The 19,774-nt window shown below is 59.0% G+C and carries 11 protein-coding genes; 6 read left to right on the top strand and 5 right to left on the bottom strand.

The annotated features are described in order from the left end of the window. The 5 genes from tssA to QWB57_RS09945 all read right to left on the bottom strand — a co-directional run. Positions 1-913 (bottom strand): type VI secretion system protein TssA (gene tssA / locus QWB57_RS09965; protein ID WP_288969370.1); only part of this gene is annotated, 913 nt, incomplete at its 3' end. Positions 914-931: 18 nt separating this feature from the next. Beyond that, positions 932-4,540, bottom strand: a complete 3,609-nt coding sequence (locus tag QWB57_RS09960; RefSeq protein WP_288969368.1) for a type VI secretion protein IcmF/TssM N-terminal domain-containing protein — start codon at positions 4,538-4,540, stop codon at positions 932-934. Beyond that, positions 4,537-5,952 carry a DotU family type IV/VI secretion system protein gene (locus tag QWB57_RS09955; protein ID WP_223628253.1) on the bottom strand — a complete coding sequence of 472 codons (1,416 nt, stop codon included), beginning with the start codon at positions 5,950-5,952 and terminating at the stop codon, positions 4,537-4,539. The genes QWB57_RS09960 and QWB57_RS09955 overlap by 4 nt, the downstream gene beginning before the upstream one ends. A 3-nt stretch (positions 5,953-5,955) precedes the next feature. Further along, positions 5,956-7,374 carry a type VI secretion system baseplate subunit TssK gene (gene tssK, locus QWB57_RS09950; protein WP_288969367.1) on the bottom strand — a complete coding sequence of 473 codons (1,419 nt, stop codon included), beginning with the start codon at positions 7,372-7,374 and terminating at the stop codon, positions 5,956-5,958. A gap of 86 nt (positions 7,375-7,460) precedes the next feature. Next, on the bottom strand, positions 7,461-8,597 hold the full coding sequence (locus tag QWB57_RS09945; RefSeq protein WP_288969365.1) for a TraB/GumN family protein: 1,137 nt from the start codon (positions 8,595-8,597) through the stop codon (positions 7,461-7,463). Positions 8,598-8,856: 259 nt separating this feature from the next. Between QWB57_RS09945 and QWB57_RS09940 the strand changes: the two genes are divergently transcribed. The 6 genes from QWB57_RS09940 to tssI all read left to right on the top strand — a co-directional run bounded on the left by QWB57_RS09940 (position 8,857) and on the right by tssI (position 19,691). Further along, positions 8,857-9,588, top strand: coding sequence for a response regulator transcription factor (locus QWB57_RS09940; RefSeq protein ID WP_223628246.1), 732 nt, complete (start codon positions 8,857-8,859; stop codon positions 9,586-9,588). A 118-nt stretch (positions 9,589-9,706) separates the two neighbouring features. Continuing rightward, positions 9,707-11,554 carry an MltA domain-containing protein gene (locus QWB57_RS09935; RefSeq protein ID WP_288969364.1) on the top strand — a complete coding sequence of 616 codons (1,848 nt, stop codon included), beginning with the start codon at positions 9,707-9,709 and terminating at the stop codon, positions 11,552-11,554. A gap of 127 nt (positions 11,555-11,681) precedes the next feature. Beyond that, a complete protein-coding gene (tssF, locus tag QWB57_RS09930) occupies positions 11,682-13,517 on the top strand; it encodes a type VI secretion system baseplate subunit TssF (RefSeq protein WP_288969363.1) in 1,836 nt (611 codons plus the stop codon). Next, a complete protein-coding gene (gene tssG, locus QWB57_RS09925; RefSeq protein ID WP_288969361.1) occupies positions 13,514-14,611 on the top strand; it encodes a type VI secretion system baseplate subunit TssG in 1,098 nt (365 codons plus the stop codon). The genes tssF and tssG overlap by 4 nt, the downstream gene beginning before the upstream one ends. Then, the gene (gene tssH / locus QWB57_RS09920; protein WP_223628236.1) at positions 14,602-17,265 is read left to right on the top strand and encodes a type VI secretion system ATPase TssH; all 2,664 of its coding nucleotides are present in this window, start codon (positions 14,602-14,604) and stop codon (positions 17,263-17,265) included. The genes tssG and tssH overlap by 10 nt, the downstream gene beginning before the upstream one ends. A gap of 185 nt (positions 17,266-17,450) precedes the next feature. Beyond that, positions 17,451-19,691 carry a type VI secretion system tip protein TssI/VgrG gene (gene tssI, locus QWB57_RS09915; protein WP_223628233.1) on the top strand — a complete coding sequence of 747 codons (2,241 nt, stop codon included), beginning with the start codon at positions 17,451-17,453 and terminating at the stop codon, positions 19,689-19,691. The last annotated feature ends 83 nt before the right edge of the window (positions 19,692-19,774 follow it).

Below are 19,774 nucleotides of genomic sequence, written 5' to 3'. Positions count from 1 at the left end.
CGATATCGCCCAGCGCACGCAACGCAGACTCCTTGGAGGCAAGATTGACCGAGCCAAGATTCAACGCAGCGCCACTACCGCCGCTTGCCATCAATGCGGGCGCTACTGCGCCATCTGTTGCTGCCGCGTCATCCTCCGCCGTGACGCCGACCATGCCCTTGGCAGTGGCAAGCCGGGAATAGATGGTTTGGATTTTCTTCAGCGCATCGTCAATCGCTGCAAGACTGGGCGCTTCCCGTCCGAGCCTGGAATCGGACATTGCGCTGAAGCGAGCAAACGCGTCGCGAGCAGCTTGCGCTTGATCCATGCGCTCGCGCACCACCGCGTCAGGTGTTGCAAGCATGCGACTGTCATAGGCGTCCCCACTGATGCGACCGCTATCCAGCGCAGCCTGATAAGCCTCTGCGTTCTGCCGCCCCATATTGTCCACTTCACGCGAATCAATCCATTTGGCGAGGGTCAACGCACCCTGCGGATCATCATTGAGCATCATCGTCTGCAACGCACGACTACCCCAACTGGCAAACCACGCCAACTTGCCAGCGCGCTCCTCCAGATCACCGTCATCGGCACGGGGGTGCAGGCCTTCCCAGTAGGTATCCAGCAACCCGGTGAGCAGGTCGAAACTATCTTTGGCGCCCTCCAGGCCATACCGTGAAATCACGGCTTCGCCCAACCACACCGCAGCCTGCAGGTCTTTGCTGGTACGTTGCAAAATATCCTCGGATAGCTTTTGCGCTTCGCGCCAATCCGCCACTTTCAGCTCGGTCTGCCAGTCGCCCTGGGTCAGATTGGGGTCGTCCGCACGCCGTGCCTCGCGGATACGATCAAACTGGTCAGAAAAGCTGGCATCACTGCCAGCAGGATCGCTACCCGGAATGGGAGCTAGTAGTTCGTTGACATCGATGGCCATAAAGTCTCCACAACAGGCTTATTCAAGGATTTCACTTGGCACTTCAGCATGCGCCGTGCTGGCGCCCAGGTACCGTTTCATTTCGTCCGACAAATCCACCTTCAGGAACACCCGCACCCCACGGAACCCGGCGGCATCAAGCTTGGGACGCAGTTGCGTCCATTGCGCCGGGCTGTAGCTATCACGGAAATCCTCAACACCAAACGCATGCGCGCCATTGGCGAAATCCTTGATCAGTGCAGCAAAACCATCGACCCCAGCATAAGTCCGCACCAGGCTCAGCTCGGGTACTGCGGCAATCGGTGCTGCCGGCTGCATCTGACTGGTGGCAGGATCGAACTCCTGCACCGGGGCAGCCTCGGGTTGCTTCGGCGCCGGGGCCGCCACGCTGATGCGAATCCGCGCCTGCATGCAGCTGGACGGGGACCAGAACACCTGTGCAGTGGCCTCTGCCAATGACGCGCCTGCCGAACTTGCGCGATACACGCGTTCGCGGCACTCGACTTCCAGCACCGTGCCCTCGGCCCCTTCATCCAACGCCCCCAATTGACTGGGCTGGGTCAGAGTGAAACTGCCGGCTTGGAACGGTGCCACATCTCCTAACACTGGCTGAAATTTGCGCTCGGCAGCCACCATGCCCTGATAGGCAGCACTCAGCGGGATAGCCACGCCATCCACCTTGACCGGCAGACGTTCTTTTTCAGTGATGAAGGGCTTTAGCCAATCGTTGACGAAGGCCGACAACTTCCCTTGCGGCCCATACAGCGCATCCACTTGTTGCTCAGGCGGTAATGTCGAAAGCGGTTTGACCACACTTTCGCGCCAGCGCTGCTGCACATAGGTTCCGGCTTTGTGCACCGTTAAAAACAACAATAATTTGGATGGCCCCTGCACTATCGACCATGCGGCAAGATCATCGCCTTTGAAGCTTGTTGCGTATTTTTCGGCGGGTTTGTCCACCGCATCAATCAATTTGGTGTAGTCACTGGCTGGCGGTTTGTCAGCCTTGCCTTTGCTGGTAAACAGATCGGAAGCCAGTTGATAGACATCCTCACCCGAACCTTCGGCCTGCAGACGCAAATAGGCACGTGCGTAGTCGGCATCCTGTCGATTCAAGACCACCGCTTGGCTATCGTGCATGGCGAGCAACCACACAGGTGGGGTTACCTTCTCACCACCAAACCGGAACGAATCGGCAATGAACCGCCCAAACGGCCGCCATGACGACAGCCATTTTGATTTCATCTGCGCCCAGGTGGCAGCCCAGCGCGACGCAAGCGGCCAGTCAAACGGCAACTCGTACAGATTGCGCTGGGCTGCGACGAAAAAACGGGCATACGGGTTATCCGCGCCACCGGCACGTGCCAGCAGCTCCTCATACCGGCCACGCCACAGCGTGATGCCATCACCGAAGCGTGCCTGGAATTTCTCCCACTGCGTGAAATAATCTTGGAAATAGGCATTGCGCAAGTCATCAATCCGCGAAGCACGCTCTGGCGCTTGCTTGCGCAAGGTCGCCAACATGGGTTCTATCGCGCCTTCCCAAGTGTCACGCGTATAGGCACTTGAAATAGTGGCAAGCTGCCCGGTTTCGGTCCCCACGACAGCACCTTGCGGCAACCAGAAACTGCCCAGATCCATGCCAACGCCGCGTGCATCAGCCCATTGTTTCAGGTCAGCGGCACGTGGCGTGTAATTGGCAAGCAAGCGTGTCAACAAGCCTTCGAGACGGGCATGTTCGGCTTCACGTATGTTTTTTTTTTGCCACCTCAGGTAACCCAGATAGGTGGCAAACAGGGCATCGGCATTATTGCGATCTCGCCGCGTATCGTTGTCGGCACTGACGAAGGGAGCGAACAATCGCGAGCGGGCATCGAAGCTGACGTTGTTCTTCAATTCGCGATTACGACATACCGGATTGCTGCTATCGCAGTCTTCCAGCAGCCGCAGGCGTTGGGTGATCGCCAGCACATGCTCGATACCAGCACGCCGCTGGTCGATGTCGGTTGCCAGCATCTGATCCTCGGGGGCAAGGATCAAATTGGCGAAGTCATCGACCACACGCTGCCGCAACTTGGCGATATCCGAATCCGCACGGCGAATACCGAAACTGAGCATCGTATCGCCCTGCGCGGCTTCCAGCTCCTCGATGGTGCGGCCACAACTGGCCACCCACTCGATGCGTCCAGTCGACGTGCTATGCGCAACTTCAGAGCAGGCACTGCGGGTCTGTTGCAACAACGCGGCATCATCACGATGTGCCGACTTCAAGCCATAGGCAAACGAGGCCGACAGACCCAGCATCGCCAACACCCCCGCACCCGCAATCGCCATGCGCCCGGCATTGCCACGGAAGCTGGTTCCGGCCAATGGCTGGTCACTGGGCAAAAAGCGGGTGAACAAGTCGGCAACAAACGCCCCGCTACGATGCGCCGCATCGGCGGCACCGGCAAAGTACAAGCCACGCCAGCGCGGCGTGCGTTGGAACGGGTTGTCCTCCAGCATCAAGCTGACAAACATGGCCAACCCAGGGCGTGCTTGCCGCAGCGATTCGATGAAGTCGAATACCGCACGCCGCTGTTGCGGACCATGCTGCGCACGCAAGGCCGTCATCCGCAGGGCATGCAGGCGATCTTCGATCGGCTGAATCACCTCGTCGATGCGCCGGCTGGCGGCGGCATTGGTATTTTCGCTTTCAGTAAAGCGATGCCCCAAGGCCTGCGCGAAGGCTTCATCCGGCAAGGTAGCGCGCATTTGCGCATAGCCGGGCAGGCGCTCCAGGCCACTGACCACGAAGTACACCGGCATCTGCACCTGCAGATGCTCCATTGCTTCATCGACAAGTCGACGCAGGCGCGTGGCGGTCTCCTTCAGTGCATCGGCAGGCCCCAGCAAGCTCTGCACGGACACCGCAACCACAAGTCCGTTGAGCGGCAACTTTTCGCGCTCATCGGCCAGCTTCATCAAGCCCTGGTACCACAAGCCACGATCCAATCGCGCGCTGGAGTCACACACCACACGCGGGTGCATTTCAATCGCGATCATCGATTTGTGAAACCACCAGCGCCAGACATCATCGGCGTCCATGGCTGGTTTGTCGGATGCGGGGAATGGTGACACTTCGCTACCGGCACGCAGCAATCCATCGACATTGGCGCTGCCATCTCCGATAAACAGGAACCACGGGATGCGATACAACGGGGTGCGCCCCTGCGCCATCTCAGGTGCGCGGGCAATGGTGCGTTTGGCCTCAGTAATGGCGGCCGTCATGCGTGCGACGGGGGCCCGCTCTTCCTCGTCACTGGCAGGCCCCAAGTCACCAATACGCTTGCGTGTACGCCCTTTCAGCGAAGCCTTGCGCTGGCCAGCCATGAACCACCACAGCACCACCGCCACCACCACGCACAAGCCCAATACTTGCCAGAAACGCATTGGCAATTGCGGCAACACGGCCAAGGCAAGAAACACCAAGCCGACCACAATCGCCAATAACACCAAAGTCACCACGATGCGACGCAGCCAAGGCTTCTTGGCCGTATCCGACCCCTGTTGGTACAAGTAGGCAATACGCGTGAAGATGCTGCCGATATTCGAGAACAGCGTTTCAATCATGCTCAGCGGGCTCATTGCGCGGCCTCCGGTTGCGGCGCTGCGGCCTCGGGTGCTGAGCAGGCGGTCAGTGCAGCCTGCTTTTTGGCGGGATCGGTTTCGGGTTCGGTTTGCATGAACAAATGTGCGGCCAGCAACTGGGCATTGCCACGGTTGGCCTCCAACATCTGTCGCAGCTTCGGCAGATAGTCCTTGGCATCAAACTGGACCTCTGGCAGAGCTTCTTGATAGAGCGGTTTCGGTGACGAAATCACCGTGATCAGCTCCTGCCCGAACGGCGCACAGACTGTCCACGTCTTACTGGGGGTGGCCCCAACTTCAAACTGCTCCAGCGCCTTCAACAGCCGACCGCTATTGGGTTCACCCGTATTGGGGTAGATGTGCGCCACTGCGCCATTGACGGTGTAGTAATCGACATACAGGTAACCGTCGTAATTGGGCTGCTGCAATTTCACGATCACGTTTTCACCTTCGATGAAGCGATCGGAATGCCCGGTACTCGGTGTGATCGCCAAATGCTGGCCACTATCATCGTTACGCGCCTTGAACGGCTCCAGCAGCTTCACCACCTCGCAATGCGGCCAGATACGCAATTGCAATTGCGCATCCACCGACTTCACACCCTCAATCGCGGCGATCTGTTGCCGAGCCGTCGACATATCATCCGGGCGCGACACATAGCCGCTGAGTTTGACGGTGCCTTTGTCTTCATCCACCGTGGCCTTGATGTCCGCACACTCGAATTTGGCCACCACCTGCTGTACCGGCACGGTGATTGACGGCTTGGGCGCGGCCAACAAGATATAAATCAGGTAGACCACTGGAATCAGCAGGGCCAACAATGCACCAATCGCCAACAGCGCGCGATCCCATTGCCGCGGCAATTTGGGGCCGGACGGATCGGTTACGCCATAGGGCTGCGGGGTAATTTTCTCTTCGCGCAGCGTATGGATGGGCGCAGGGGCAATTGGCAGTTGCCGACCGTGCAATTCCTTGAGTTTGCCGAGCTCGCCGGTATCGCCATTTTCGTAGTAATACTGACCCACGAATCCGCATAACAGCGCGTGGTAATAGACTTCGCGCACCTCATCCTGATCCTGTTTGAGGATCGACAGGTGGGTAAAAAACTCGTTCCCGGCATTGTTGGTGGTGAACATCGATACTTGCAGCGGTGTGGCCCCGCTGGTCAGCCAGGCTGGATTGCGCGCCATGATTTCGTCAATCCAAGCCACCACCGCAAACGCGGCATCATCAGCCTGTTCCGGGCGCTTGCCATCGGCCAGTGCAGCGGACTTCGCACGCTCGATCAACTCACGCGCACGGGTCGCTACCGATATCGCCGTATCGCTGGCCTGATTGGCGCTGACCTTTTCATCCAACGCCAAGCCAAAGGTGAAAACCGGTGAAAAATGCTGGAGCAGTCTGGCCATGGCTTACTCCTGGCCCGCGACCGGGAACAGCTTGATGACGGTGGAATCCGGTGGCAGATCCGAGAACACCGCAATGTTGCGGCCGTTTTTGATCATCTGCCAGAACGGATGCGTGGTGTCGACCAGGAAATACGTGGTGTTGGGGCTCTTCTGCGGCAGCTCTTCGGGCGGCACTGGCAGCAGATCGATTTTCAACCCGAACAACGCCGCCGACAGCAGGCGTGGCATTTCGTCCATCGATGCGATCTTGCCGGTACGCGATAGTCGTGCGAACAAATCAGCCCCCTTCTGCTCGGATTCAAACGCCAGATAGAAGCGGGTCTTGTCGCTCTCAAACAGGTTCACTGGCAAATCGGCGCGATAGAAGCGGCCGTCGTACGCTAGCGTGATGCCGACCTCGGCCCCCACAGTCAGCGCCTTGATCAGGACCTCGGCGCGGTCAAACCCAATCCGGAAGCAGCGCCGCAAATCGTCGTGATCGTAATCTGGCAGCTCGGTGTCACGCGGATTGCCCGCCATCTCGCCGAAATAGCCGATGTCTTCGGAAAATACCGAAAACTCCGCTACCAATTGCCGCAAATCCTGATACATCGCGTAGGCAGATACCGTGTTCAGCCGTGCATGCTCCTGGAACATCGGGATGAAGCGGGCAAAGGTCTGCATCATCAGGACGCGCATCACCTCTTGCGCCGAGGTGGATGCGGCACGAATTCCGCGCTGACGCTTGATTGCAGCAAAATCCTGCCCACGCGACACCAGCAGGTCCCGCAGTGCGCGCGTCCAACGCGCCAAATTGCTTGCCGCTAAAATCGCGGTGGCGGGTGGAATGTAGTCGTTCGAAAGCTTGTATTTGCCTGGCCCGGCGGGCATCAGTTCGGCGATTTTGTAGCTATCGGAACCACGCACGATGGCTTCGGCATTTTCATCCGCGCCGGTGATCAGATTGGCTTGATACAGCAGAAAATCCACTGCTGCCTCTGGTGCCTGCGGGTCGTGTGGGTCAGCAAGATTATCGGTCGCCAAAGTGTGACGCGCGGTAAGCCGCTCCGATTCACGCTGCGACAGTCCCTGCAATGTACGCTCGGCGTTGAAGACCAAAAACAGCGGGATCGGGTCGCTGCTATTGACCCGGATATCAGCAATATTGCGTTGCGGCACGCGGGTGTTGCCGCCGGCGGTGTCCAGGCTGCCACCGCGCAAGCGCTCACCACTTCGGGTGACCAGTGTGAACTGCTCGACATCGACCATGCCACTGGCCAGGGCGTCCTCACGGATACGCAACGACTCAAAGCCCCACGGAAACGGTGTTACTCGCAAATGCAACGCGTGCCGGCACGCCTGCGCCCACGCATCTTGTGCCTGCAAATGTTGCGGGCTCAGGAATGCACCCTGCCCCCAATGCACCTGCCTGTCTCCGCTCATGCCAAAAGCCATGCCATTGATCCTTTACTTTTGCAAACCAACATTCAACAACACATGCACCCAACTGACATTACGTAATTCATGCATCAAAACGGTACGGCTTCTACCGTATAACCATCCCGACGTAGCCGTGCGACCAAGCCATCGGCACCAACCAGGTGAATGGCACCTACTGCCACGAAACTGGGCGCATCCTGAAACACCGTCTCCAGCGGCCCAATCCAGCGCGCGTTGCGATCTTCCAGCAAGCAAATGCGTGACCGTTGCTCAATGGCACGTGCCGAATCACTGAGCCCGTCCATCCGGTCAACACTTGCCAACCATGCATCCAAATTGCGACTGTGGTAGTAGGCCATCGCCTCAGCCGACTCAATCCGCAATATCCACGACTTCTGCAGGCGTTCATTCAGTACCGCGGCATGTTCAGCCGCCGGCACGCAATCCAACGCCTGCAACTGTTGCTCCAGTGTTTCCAGATGCACCAGATGCTTGCCTGCTGCACCTGCTACCTGTTGCAAGCGTGCATCCATGCTGGTCTCCCCGGCACTTTCACCGCGTGCCTCCAGCAGCGCCAACACCGCCCACGGCTTCATTCGCTGCAAGTCCTGCGGCCGCACTGCGGGTAACAGGGCCTGCGCCTTCAGCATGGCATCCTTGCCGATCATCCCTCCCAATGGGGTTGCCGCGGGCAGCCAGCGATAGGCATCGAATTCCGGCTTCCAGGCTGAATTCACATCGGCCTCGTTGACGAAGTTGTCTGTCGCATCGATCAACTTGCCCAACACGTCGTAGTCGATGGCTTGCTCTTGCGGTGTTCCAAAATGGATGGTCCCCAACACATAGCTGGCACCCACCGGCGCAACCGCTGCAGGCACCACGGGTGCTGCGGGTTTGTTGCCAGCGTCCGTTGCCACGGGCTCCGCAGGCAACGGCACCGATGGCGGCGGGGTGACTTTGAACAGCACACCGCGATCACGCATCGCCTGCGCCATGCTGGGTACAGGCTGCGCCACCGGCGCAGTCGCTGGCTCAACCACTGGTGCAGTCATGGTTACCGGCGACGCTGCCTCTATGGCGACAGCAGGTACGTCTTGTGCTGGTCGCAATTGCTCGGTGGCAGCCTCACTGGCCGCATGTGCAGAGATGCCACGGGTCTGTGGCAGCGGCACCGATGCTGTCTGCGCGTGTGCTCCCACCAACACACCACTCAACAACAGAGCCAATGCACAGCCTCCCAACCCGCGGGCAGGCAGCAACACGACATATTTTGCAGGGTCAGCAGGCATTGGGATGATTGCAGCAAGACTCGCGGCACCTGACATGGCGCGCACCTTGAGCATTCTTCGGTGTGCATGTGGTTTGCAACCATATGTCGTTGGGCCTATCCCATAGGAACGGCACAAGCTGCTTGCCCTGCACTCCCTGTGCCGACTATCGTGCAAAGTGCTGGCGGGCGTCTGCAGCGCCTCCTGCAGCTAGGTTATGGAACGCGTCCCCACTGGACGCAGCCTGTTGGGGATTTGCGTGAAAGTACTGTTGGCAGACGACCATCGCCTGATCATCGAAGGTGTGAAACTCAAACTGGCCGAACTCGACCCGGCTGTCGAAACTGTGGTCGCCATGAATCTCGAGGAACTGGAAAGCCTCATCCAGACCCACGGCGACAGCTTGGATCTGGCCCTGATCGATATCACCATGCCCGGTACACATGGGCACGAACATGTTGCAAAGTTGCGCAGCGCAGTCCCCAAACTACCGGTCATCGTGCTGTCGGGATTGGAAGATGTGGAGTTGATGCGCGCGCTGATGGACCTGGGCGTGCTGGGCTTCATCCCCAAGGCCTATTCGCCGGATGTGATGTTGTCGGCAATCCGGTTGGTCTTGGCCGGTGGCGTGTATATCCCTCCGCTTTTACTATCCAATGCACAGGCACAAGGCTGGCACCCCGGCGACACGCGTGCGCTCTCCAGTCATCCAGCCAGTGCTGTAAGTGGCCCCTCGCATTCGATTGACGGCCTGCGAAAATTACTGACCGAACGGCAGATCGACGTGATGCGCCTGCTTTCACAAGGCAAGCCCAACAAGCTGATTGCGCGTGACCTTGGGATTAGCGAAGGCACGGTCAAAATCCATCTGGCGGCCATCTTTCGCGCCTTGAACGTGCGCAATCGAGTTGAAGCAGTCGTGGCATCCCGCAAGTTGCAAGGACTATAGCCACCCGGGCGCATGGACTCGCCTGCGGCCATAGTGCATCTGCCGTATTGTCCGCATCAAAGGGACGGCGCAGTCTGGCGCTAACCGGCACGGCCATCTTGGCTGTGGAGAATGGCTCATGACGCGCAGCAAATCCACCCCGCACCACTTCTCTCTGTTTGCACGCTTGCGCAGCCCCGTGCTGATGCTTGGCATCGCAATCAGCACGATTGCTGCAGCGCAAAGCGCGCAAGACGTGCCCCCACAAATACCCGCCAATCCCGATTTAGGGCCGGCATTCTCCACCCGTAATGCGGCCTATGTCCCGATCTTGCTGGATGAAATCCCGGGCTGGGAGGATGAGAGCCTAGGCGACATGTACTCCAATTTCAGTACCAACTGCAAAGCGATGAAGCGGCGCAGTGCGTGGGCTCCGCTGTGTGCAAAGCTGGCGCGATTGCCACGTGAAGACGCCGCAATGCGCCAATTCATGCACGACGAGTTCTATGCCTACCAGATGCTGACACCCACGCGCAGCGCCACCGGCAAGTTGACTGGCTATTTCGAGCCGATGATCTCCGGGTCATTGACCCAACAGGGCGCCTATCGCTATCCGATCTACGGCATCCCCAGCGACATGTACATGATTGATTCGCGCACCGTGGCCGGCCAGCAAACCCGCTGGCTGAAAGCCGATCAGGGGCAATTGAGTGGCGCAGAGAACGGCGAAGCCGGCGCACGCGAATACCGCATTGACCTGGCTGGTGGTGCACCCAACCCGCGCGACAAACGCTACCGCGTGCGCATTGATGGCAGCACCATTCGCCCCTACTACACCCGTCAGCAGATCGATGCCAGCGGGATCAACGCACCGGTACTGGCTTGGGTGGCCGATCCGTACAAGCTGTATTCGATGCAAATTCAAGGCTCGGGCAAAATCCAACTCAAGGATGGCGGCTTGATTCGCTTGGCCTACGCCGAACAAAACGGCCACCCGTTCATGCCCAATGCCACTCGCGGCGATACCGATGCGATGTTGCTGGCGATCAAGGCGCGCGGGCTGGATGAACCCTTGGAAATCGACATTCCCGGCGGCACCCGTGGCATGAAAAAGCCCGGTGGCAATAGTGCGGTGGATGCCGAAGTGGCGCGTATCGTGGCTGCGCTGCAAGGCGGTGGCACCGCATCAGCCGGCAACACCCCGGTTGCGCATGCCAAGCCCCGCCCACAAGGCAAGTCCAAGTTATCCCGCCCAGTGACGCACATCGCCTCGAGTGGGCAGAGCGGCGGACAGGGGAAAGTGGATTCCAGCTCCGTGGAGGCCATGATCCAGCTGCTGCTGACTGCACCCGTGGCCAATGAAAATTACAGTGCAGCCGACGATGCCAGTGCCGTTGCCGATGCATTGAGCGCCCCGAAACCCGCAACCTCCAAATCATCGGCAGCCACCGGCAGCGACAAATCCGCACCACGTATAGACATGTCGCAATACGAGGGTGTTGCGGGCGCCAAAGCCGCTGGCCAGGCGGTGGGTAGTGGCGTGGCGGTACCCAGTACCGGTATTCCCGACCCAAGTTATGTCTTCTTCCGTCGCATCGGTGATGGCCCGGAAGGCCCGATTGGTGCGCTAGGCGTGCCCCTGAGTGCTGGCCGGTCGATGGCGGTGGATCCGCGCGCAACGCCGTTGGGTGCACCCGTATTCATCTCCGGCACCCAGCCGGGCAGCAGTGCGCCGATGCGGCGCTTGATGTTCGCGCAGGATACTGGCGGCGCGATCCGCGGTAGCGTGCGTGGCGACTTCTTCTGGGGCTTTGGCGATAAGGCCGGCAAGATGGCATTGGCGACCAACCAACCCGTGCAAATGTGGCTGTTGCTGCCAAAATCGGTTGCGGGCAGTGCGGCCGCCAGTGGCATCAAGACCCGTGGTGCACCGATGGGCCTGCGTGATTGCGCCGTTCCTGATGATGAGTTGTGCGTCGAGGAATAACCCGATGACGCCATTTGCCGGCATGGCATACACCTTCCGGCAAATGGCCGTCTTGTCGATGGCTATTTAGCCTGTGCTATCGCCGGGGGCGCATGCCGCGCTGCCCGGTCCTTGCTGCAGGAACGCCATGCTCGACGATCTGCTGCCGTATTACGAAAACGAACTGACCTACCTGCGGCGTTTGTCGAAGGAGTTCGCGGCCAAGTACCCGAAAATCGCCTCGCGCTTGCAGATGGAAGGTGAGGTCTGCGAAGACCCGCACGTTGAGCGGATGATCGAGTCGTTTTCATTCCTGACTGCGCGCATCCACAAAAAGCTCGACGACGAGTTCCCGCAGATCACCGAAGCGATGTTGTCGGTGCTGTACCCGCATTTTTTGCGTCCGGTTCCCTCGATGTCAGTGGCCCAACTGCAACTCGCCCCGGGCACCGACATCAGCGAGATGCAGGAGCTACCGCGCCATAGCCAATTGCTCAGCCGCCCGGTGCAAGGCATGCAGATACGTTATCGCACCGCATATGCGGTGGATGTATGGCCCATCCGAATTGCACAAGCGCAGCTGGAGGCCGCCGAACGCTCGGCGTTTGCAGTGACTCGCAATGACACCGTTGCAACCTTGCGCTTGCGCATCGAAACCACCGGCCAGCAACCACTCTCGCAACTGCCCATTCAACGCCTGCGCCTGTATTTGGAAGGCGAAAGCCCGCTAGTGCATGCCCTGCACGAATTGCTGCTCAACTCTGCTGCCAGCATTACCCTGCGCGCGCCCGAGGGCGAGCCACAGGTCGCACCGGTGCGCCTGCCGGCATCGGCCTTGCAGCCTGTAGGCTTTGCCGAAGACGAAGCACTGCTGGACTACGACCCACGCTCATTCCTGGGTTATCGGCTGCTGCAGGAATATTTCGTCCTGCCCGAGAAATTCTTGTTCGTTGATCTTGTCGGCCTGGATTTTTCGCGGTTCAAACAAGCAGTTGAAATTGCCATCGAGTTCAACTCATTTGGTCGCCCGGAACGCCTGCAACGGCTGGAACAAACGGTCTCTGCCGATACCTTCCGGTTGTTTTGCACGCCGGTGGTCAACCTATTCAAACAACAAGGCGAGCCCATCCGGTTGGCGCACGAGCGTCACGAGTATCAGATTGTCCCGGACGTACGTCGACCATTGGGGCTGGAGGTGTATTCGGTGGATTGGGTGCGCAAATTCAGCCGCAGCCCCACCGGCAATGATTCGGTGGAATTCCACCCGGCGTATTCGGTACAGCATGCCCTGCATGACGATGGCGAAGGCCACTATTGGTATCTGCAGCGACGGCCCTCGCTGCTGCCCAATGATGACGGAACCGATGTGATGCTGAGCTTGGTGGATCGCGACATGAACCCCAATACTCCGTCGGTCGATACGCTTTCAGTCAGCCTGACCTGCACCAATCGTGACCTGCCTTCACAATTGCCATTTGGCGGCGAAGACAGCCTGCTGCAACCCGAACAAGGTGGCGTCATTTCAGGTGCGCGCATGCTCAAGAAGCCTAGTGCCACTTGGCGCGCGCCTATGCGCCAAGCCAATCAGTGGCGACTCATCTCGCACCTCTCGCTCAACCATCTATCCATCGTCGATGGTGGTCGTGAGGCTTTGCTTGAAATCTTGAACCTCTACAATTTCTCCGAATCGGGCACTTTGCGCAAACAGATTGCCGGCATCGTCAATGTCGCAGGCCACCCATCGGTAACGCGCATCGGGCGCGCACCGCGGCAAGCATTTGTACGCGGCACCGAAATCGAATTGACCTTCGATGAAAATCAATACGTCGGTTCTGGCGTATATCTCATGGCGTGTGTCCTGGATCGCTTCTTCGCCCTGTATTGCACCGCCAATTCATACACACGCCTGAGTGTGCGTACCGAGCAGCGCGAAGATTGGATGGTGCAGTTCGCACCACGCAGTGGGAGTCTGCCGCTGATATGAGCAGCGAATACACCACTCTGACTGCGCATGCGCATCAGGACTATGTCGATCTGGATCCGATGCGGCCGGCAATGGAGCGCTTGCAAGCACAACCTGGACGCTTCGGCTTTTTCCAAGCTGTGCGCCTGCTGTATAGCGCCAATGGGTTTGATGGTCGTGGCAGCGGCGCACGCCCGGGCCCGTTGCGCTTCATCACCCCGGCGTCACTGGCATTTCCGCCCTCGGAACTGCATTCCATCCAGGTGGGTGACAACAACACCCGCCTGTGCGTTAATTTCATTGGCCTGACCGGGCCATCGGGTGTATTGCCGCGCAGCTATACCGAATTGCTGATTGCCCGCCGCGTTGGCCGCGACAACAGCGCGCAGGAGTTCCTGGATCTATTCAACCATCGCATCGTGGCCTTGTTCTGGTTGGCCTGGGCCAAACATCGCCCTGAAATTGGCCGCCAATTCGGCTTCCAGAATTCGGTACTGCGCTATCTGGAACACGTCGTCGGCCTGGGCACCCCTGCCTTGCAGGCACGATTGCACCCGAATCGCCGTACGGCCAACACAACCAAGCCATTGCCGGGGGCGGCGATGGTGTATTTCTCCGGCCTGATCGCACAACGCCCGCATGGCGAACGCGCGATTGCGCAAGTCCTCTCCGCCGTGGTGGGTGCGCCTGTGCAGACCACCGGCTGCCTAGGCACTTGGCAACCCATTACCAGCGAGGCGCGCACCCGGCTTGGCGTGCGTGGCCACCAGCTGGGTGATGGCTGCGTGCTGGGCAGCCACTACTGGGATCGACAAACCACTTTACGACTGAGCATTGGCCCCCTGACACGCAGCAAATTCAATGCGCTGCTGCCGCGTGGGTCGCGTTTGTCCGATGTGATGGAGCTCACCCGTTTCCTCACTGGGTTGGCGCTGGATCTACGTGTGCAGCTCTCGCTGACGGCCGATCAAGTGCCGCCGCTGCGGCTGGGTACGCTTGGCGACGACCGCCCGCAATTGGGCTGGAACACATGGCTGCGTGGGCGTCAAAACCCGCTGCCGGCCAACGACTGCGAATTTCACTTTTCTGCAATGGGAGGTCAATCATGGCACTGAACCTGCGTGCGCTAATCGCGCGACTGAACACCACTGTGCGCGGCGCGATGGAGGGCGCAGCAGGCCTGTGCATGTCGCGCGGGCATTACGAAGTGGAAGTCGAACATGTGCTGGTGAAATTGATGGAGGTGGAAAATACCGACATCCGCCGCATCCTGCGTCAATTCGAAATAGCGCCCGAAGCCTTGGAGCGCGAGCTGGGCAAAGCACTCGACGGGTTCAAGACCGGCAACCAGCGCACGCCGGCGCTGTCTGCCATGTTGCCAAAATTGTTTGAAGCCGCTTGGGGCTGGGCATCCATCGAATTTGGTGAGGCCAAGATCCGCAGTGGACACATCCTGGTGGCGCTACTGGCGGATGCCGAATTGCGACGTTTGGTGAGTGTCAGCGCACGCTCGCTGGAAAAAATAAACTTGGAAACCCTGACCAAGAACTTCCACGCACTTACCGAAGCATCCTCTGAGGCACGTGATGCTCGCGCCCTGGGCGATGCCGGCACCGCAATGAGTGGTGGTGATGCCAGCATGCCGGGTGCAGCACCCAGCGGTGGCCGCCCCAGCAAGACCCCCAATCTGGATCAGTACTGCGTCAACCTGACCCAGCGTGCGCGCGAAGGCAAACTCGACCCGGTGCTGGGGCGCGATTCTGAAATTCGCCTGATGATCGACGTGCTCACCCGCCGTCGGCAAAACAACCCGATTCTCACCGGTGAAGCCGGCGTCGGCAAAACCGCAGTCGTAGAAGGCTTGGCGCTGCGCATTACCGCCAACGATGTGCCACCACAATTGCAGGGCGTGGAACTGCTGTCGCTGGACCTGGGCCTGTTGCAAGCCGGCGCGTCGGTAAAGGGCGAATTCGAAAATCGCCTGAAAGGCGTGATTGATGAAGTCAAATCCAGCACCACGCCGATCATCATGTTCATCGACGAAGCGCACACCTTGATTGGTGCCGGCGGTGCAGCTGGCCAGAACGACGCCGCCAATCTGCTGAAACCTGCATTGGCACGCGGCGAAATGCGCACGATTGCGGCCACCACGTGGAGCGAATACAAGAAATATTTCGAAAAAGACCCGGCCCTGACCCGTCGTTTCCAAGTGGTCAAGGTGGATGAACCGGACGATGCCAAGGCGATATCGATGCTGCGCGGGGTGGGCCAGGCGATGGCGGCGCATCACAAGGTGCGTATCCTCGATGAAGCCATCACCGAAGCGGTCAAGCTCAGCTCGCGCTTTATCCCGGGCCGCCAATTGCCGGACAAGGCGGTCAGTGTGCTGGATACTGCCTGCGCCAAAATCGCCATCGGGCAAAACGCAACGCCGGCCAAAATCGAAGATGCCCGCCGGCACTTGGATGTACTGGCGGCTGAGCGCGCCCAGCTTGAAAAAGAAGCCGCAGGTGGTACCGACCACAGCAAGCGGCTTGCCGAAATCAGTGAAGAAAGCACCCGGCTCAGCGCCACACTGGCTGCAGACGAAGCCCGCTTTGCACAAGAAAAAGAGCTGGTTGCAAAGATCCACGCCGAACTGGACAAGGTGGAGGCACTGGCTGCCGATGACCCCACCCGCGCCGATGCGGTGGCCACACTCAATGCAGTGCGCAGTGATCTCAAAGCCCTGCAGGGTTTTGAGCCGATGATCTTGCCGGTGGTGGATTCCGGTGCCGTCGCGCAGATCATCGCGGGCTGGACCGGAATTCCTGTCGGCCGCATGGTCGCCGACGAAATCCAGACTGTGCTCAAACTCAAGGAATCGCTGGAAGAACGTGTCATCGGCCAAAGCCATGCGCTGGACGCCATTGCCCAGCGGGTGCGCACCTCACGCGCCAACTTGGAAGACCCGGACAAGCCCAAGGGCGTGTTCCTGCTGGTCGGCACTTCCGGCGTCGGCAAGACCGAGACGGCGATCGCGCTGGCCGATGCGCTGTACGGTGGCGAGCGCAGCATGATCACCATTGCAATGTCCGAATATCAGGAAGCGCATACCGTCTCCAGTCTCAAGGGCAGCCCGCCCGGCTATGTGGGCTACGGCGAAGGTGGCGTGCTGACCGAAGCCGTGCGGCGTCGGCCGTATTCGGTGGTATTGCTGGATGAAATCGAAAAAGCCCATCCGGACGTTCTGGAGCTGTTCTTCCAAGTGTTCGACAAGGGCCGCATGGAAGACGGCGAAGGCCGCGAAATCGACTTCCGCAATACCCTGATCATCCTCACTTCCAACGCCGGCACCGACTTGGTGATGCAGGCCTGCAACGAGTCCGAGGAGTTGCCGACGGTTGACTATCTCAACGAACTGCTCAAGCCCGAACTCAACCGGACTTTCAAACCGGCGTTCCTGGGCCGTACCGCGGTGGTGCCCTACTACCCGCTGCGTGATGACAACATGCGCAAGATCGTGCGCCTGAAGCTCAACAAGATCGGCAAGCGGATCAAAGCCAATCACGGTGCCGCGTTCCAATACGACGATGCGGTGGTAGATGCCATCGCCCAGCGCTGTACCGAGGTGGATTCGGGCGCCCGCAATATCGACAACATCCTGACCGGCACCGTGCTGCCCGAAGTCTCCGGATATGTTCTCGAGCGCATGGCCGAAGGTAGCGGCATCGCCAGTATCCAAATTGGCGTCGGTGAGGACGGCCACTTCAGCTATGCGGTGACCTGACCGGATGCGTCCCATGCCCGCGTCGCCATGGATGGCAGCGTGGGTACCAAGCACCCGCTCACCGGAGGCCTACGCCCTTCGCCCTATGCACTGCACCGTTTGCGCCCGCTTGCATAGCACTTCGGACGAATGTTGCAACGCGTGAAATGCAACGACGATAGTCGTTGACAACGGTCGATCCTGCCATGCCTAAAATCACCACCAGCAACCGCATGTTTTTTCTGACCCCCAAGGAATACGGGGAGGATGACTTGCTGATTGAAGAAATGTCCGGGCAGGAAGGGGTCTCCAAGCTCTTCGAGTTCCGCCTCAAGCTGTTGTCTGAGCGGGATGACATCAAGCCGGAAAACATCATCGGCAAAAGTGCGATCTTGCGTATCGAGACCTTTGACTCCCACCACAACGATGGCCAGCGCCACTGGAACGGTTATGTGTCGCGGTTCGCCATCACCGGCACGCTGCCCGCCTCCGGCACCAAAGACCAAGACATCTACTGCTACGAGTGCGACATCGTGCCGTGGTTCTGGTTCCTGACCCAGAACGAGGACTGCCGAATCTTCCAGAACCTGTCGGTGCCCGAAATCATCGACACCATCTTCGGTGAATTCGGATATGACGACTACAAGTTGGAGTTGAACGAAAGCTATCCTTCGCTTGAGTTTTGCACGCAGTACAACGAGACCTCATTCGATTTCATTTCCCGCCTGATTGAACGCGAGGGCATCTATTACTATTTCCGTCACAACGAGGATGCAGATTCGCGGCACATCCTGGTGTTTACCGACAATAAAAGCGCCAATCCGAAGCTGATCCCTTCGCGCATTCCATACCATCATTCTGGCCATGCGGCAGGTGCCGATGCAATCCGCAAACTGCTGTCCGACCAACAGATCCGCACCCGCAAGGCCACGCTATCCGATTGGGACTACAAGAACAAAGCCGTACTTAGCGAAAACACGCCCACCCTGCTCAAAATAGGCAGCGATGTAGATACCGAGCGCTACCGCTACTACGGCGGCTTTGACGCGCAAGGCAAATCGCCGTCTGGCAAGCACTTGGCAAAAATCCTGATGGAGTCGGAAGAAGCCAGCCATATGAGCTACTCCGGCGAAAGCCAAGTGCGCGAGCTCACCCCCGGCCATGTATTCGAACTTGAAGATCATACGCGCGATGAATTCAACATCGAGTACATGGTGCTGACGGTGCAGCATCGTGGCAATAACAACTTGATGGGCAATTTCGACGGCGCCAAATACCGCAACACATTCACCTTACAAAAGCATGATCATGTGTATCGTGCGCCAATCACAACTCCGCGCGGTCTGGTGCGCGGCCCGCAAACAGCGATCGTGGTGGGCCCGTCTGGCAACGAGATCTACACCGACGAAGCCGGGCGTATCAAGGTGCGCTTTCACTGGGATCGCAAGGTCAGCGGCCGAGCCAACAACACCACTGACGACAAGGCCTCGTGCTGGGTTCGGGTAGCACAACTGTGGGCCGGCAACGGCTACGGCACTATGTTCATGCCACGCATCGGCATGGAAGTGGTAGTGGACTTCCTGGAGGGCAACCCCGACCTCCCACTGGTAGTGGGCTGTGTCTACAACGGCAAGAACCCCCCCCCTCTCAACTTCCCAACCGATGCCACCCGCTCCACCATCAAGACGCTGTCCTCCAAGGGCGGTGGCGGTTTCAACGAGCTGCGCTTCGAGGACAAAAAGGACAGCGAAGAGATTTTTGTGCATGCGCAAAAAGATTTGCAACTGCGCACCGGCAATAACCGCACTGAAAACATCGGCGTGGATTGCAATCTCACCATTGGCAAGAACCGCATCGAATCGATTGGTGAAAACGCTGATCTGGACGTCGGTAAAAACCAAACCCACTCCATCGGCCTGAATCAGGCTGTCACCGTGGGGCAAGAGCACTACCTCACCGTTGGCACAAACCATCACACTGATGCTGGCATGAATATGGCGCTTACGGCCGGCATGAACGTAGACATGACCGCAGGTGTCAACACTGCCGTGTCGGCGGGCGTGAATATCGACGTCAAAGCAGGCGTAAACCTGGTACTCGAGGCGGGTGCTGTCCTCAGCCTGAAGGCCGGTGGCAGTTCGATCATGCTCAGTGCCGCCGGAGTGATGATCACCGGCACGATGGTGATGATCAACTCGGGTGGTAGCGGCTTGTCAGCCCAGAAAGCCAAGAAAGCCGAGAAAGCCGACAAGCCGAAAAAGGCCATTGAGGCCATCAAGAACACAGCCGGCAAGATCAACGACCCCGTGCAGCAACTTCAGGCGCAGGGCCTGCGCAACGCACACCGCGAGAAACAGCCGTTCTGTGCCGTATGTGAAGCCGCACGCCATGCACTGGAAGCGCTTGAATCGGCGACCGAATCCATTGGCTACTCAAGCCCGTTCTGAAGTTAATGGAGTGTGCATGTCCGGATTCGGCACAACCTTGCGTATTCAACAGGAGTATCCCGGAAGCGTCGCACCCTGGGGGA

Source organism: uncultured Thermomonas sp. (genome assembly GCF_937872235.1).
Classification (GTDB): domain Bacteria; phylum Pseudomonadota; class Gammaproteobacteria; order Xanthomonadales; family Xanthomonadaceae; genus Thermomonas; species Thermomonas beijingensis.
This window is presented reverse-complemented; position numbering and strand designations above follow the sequence as displayed.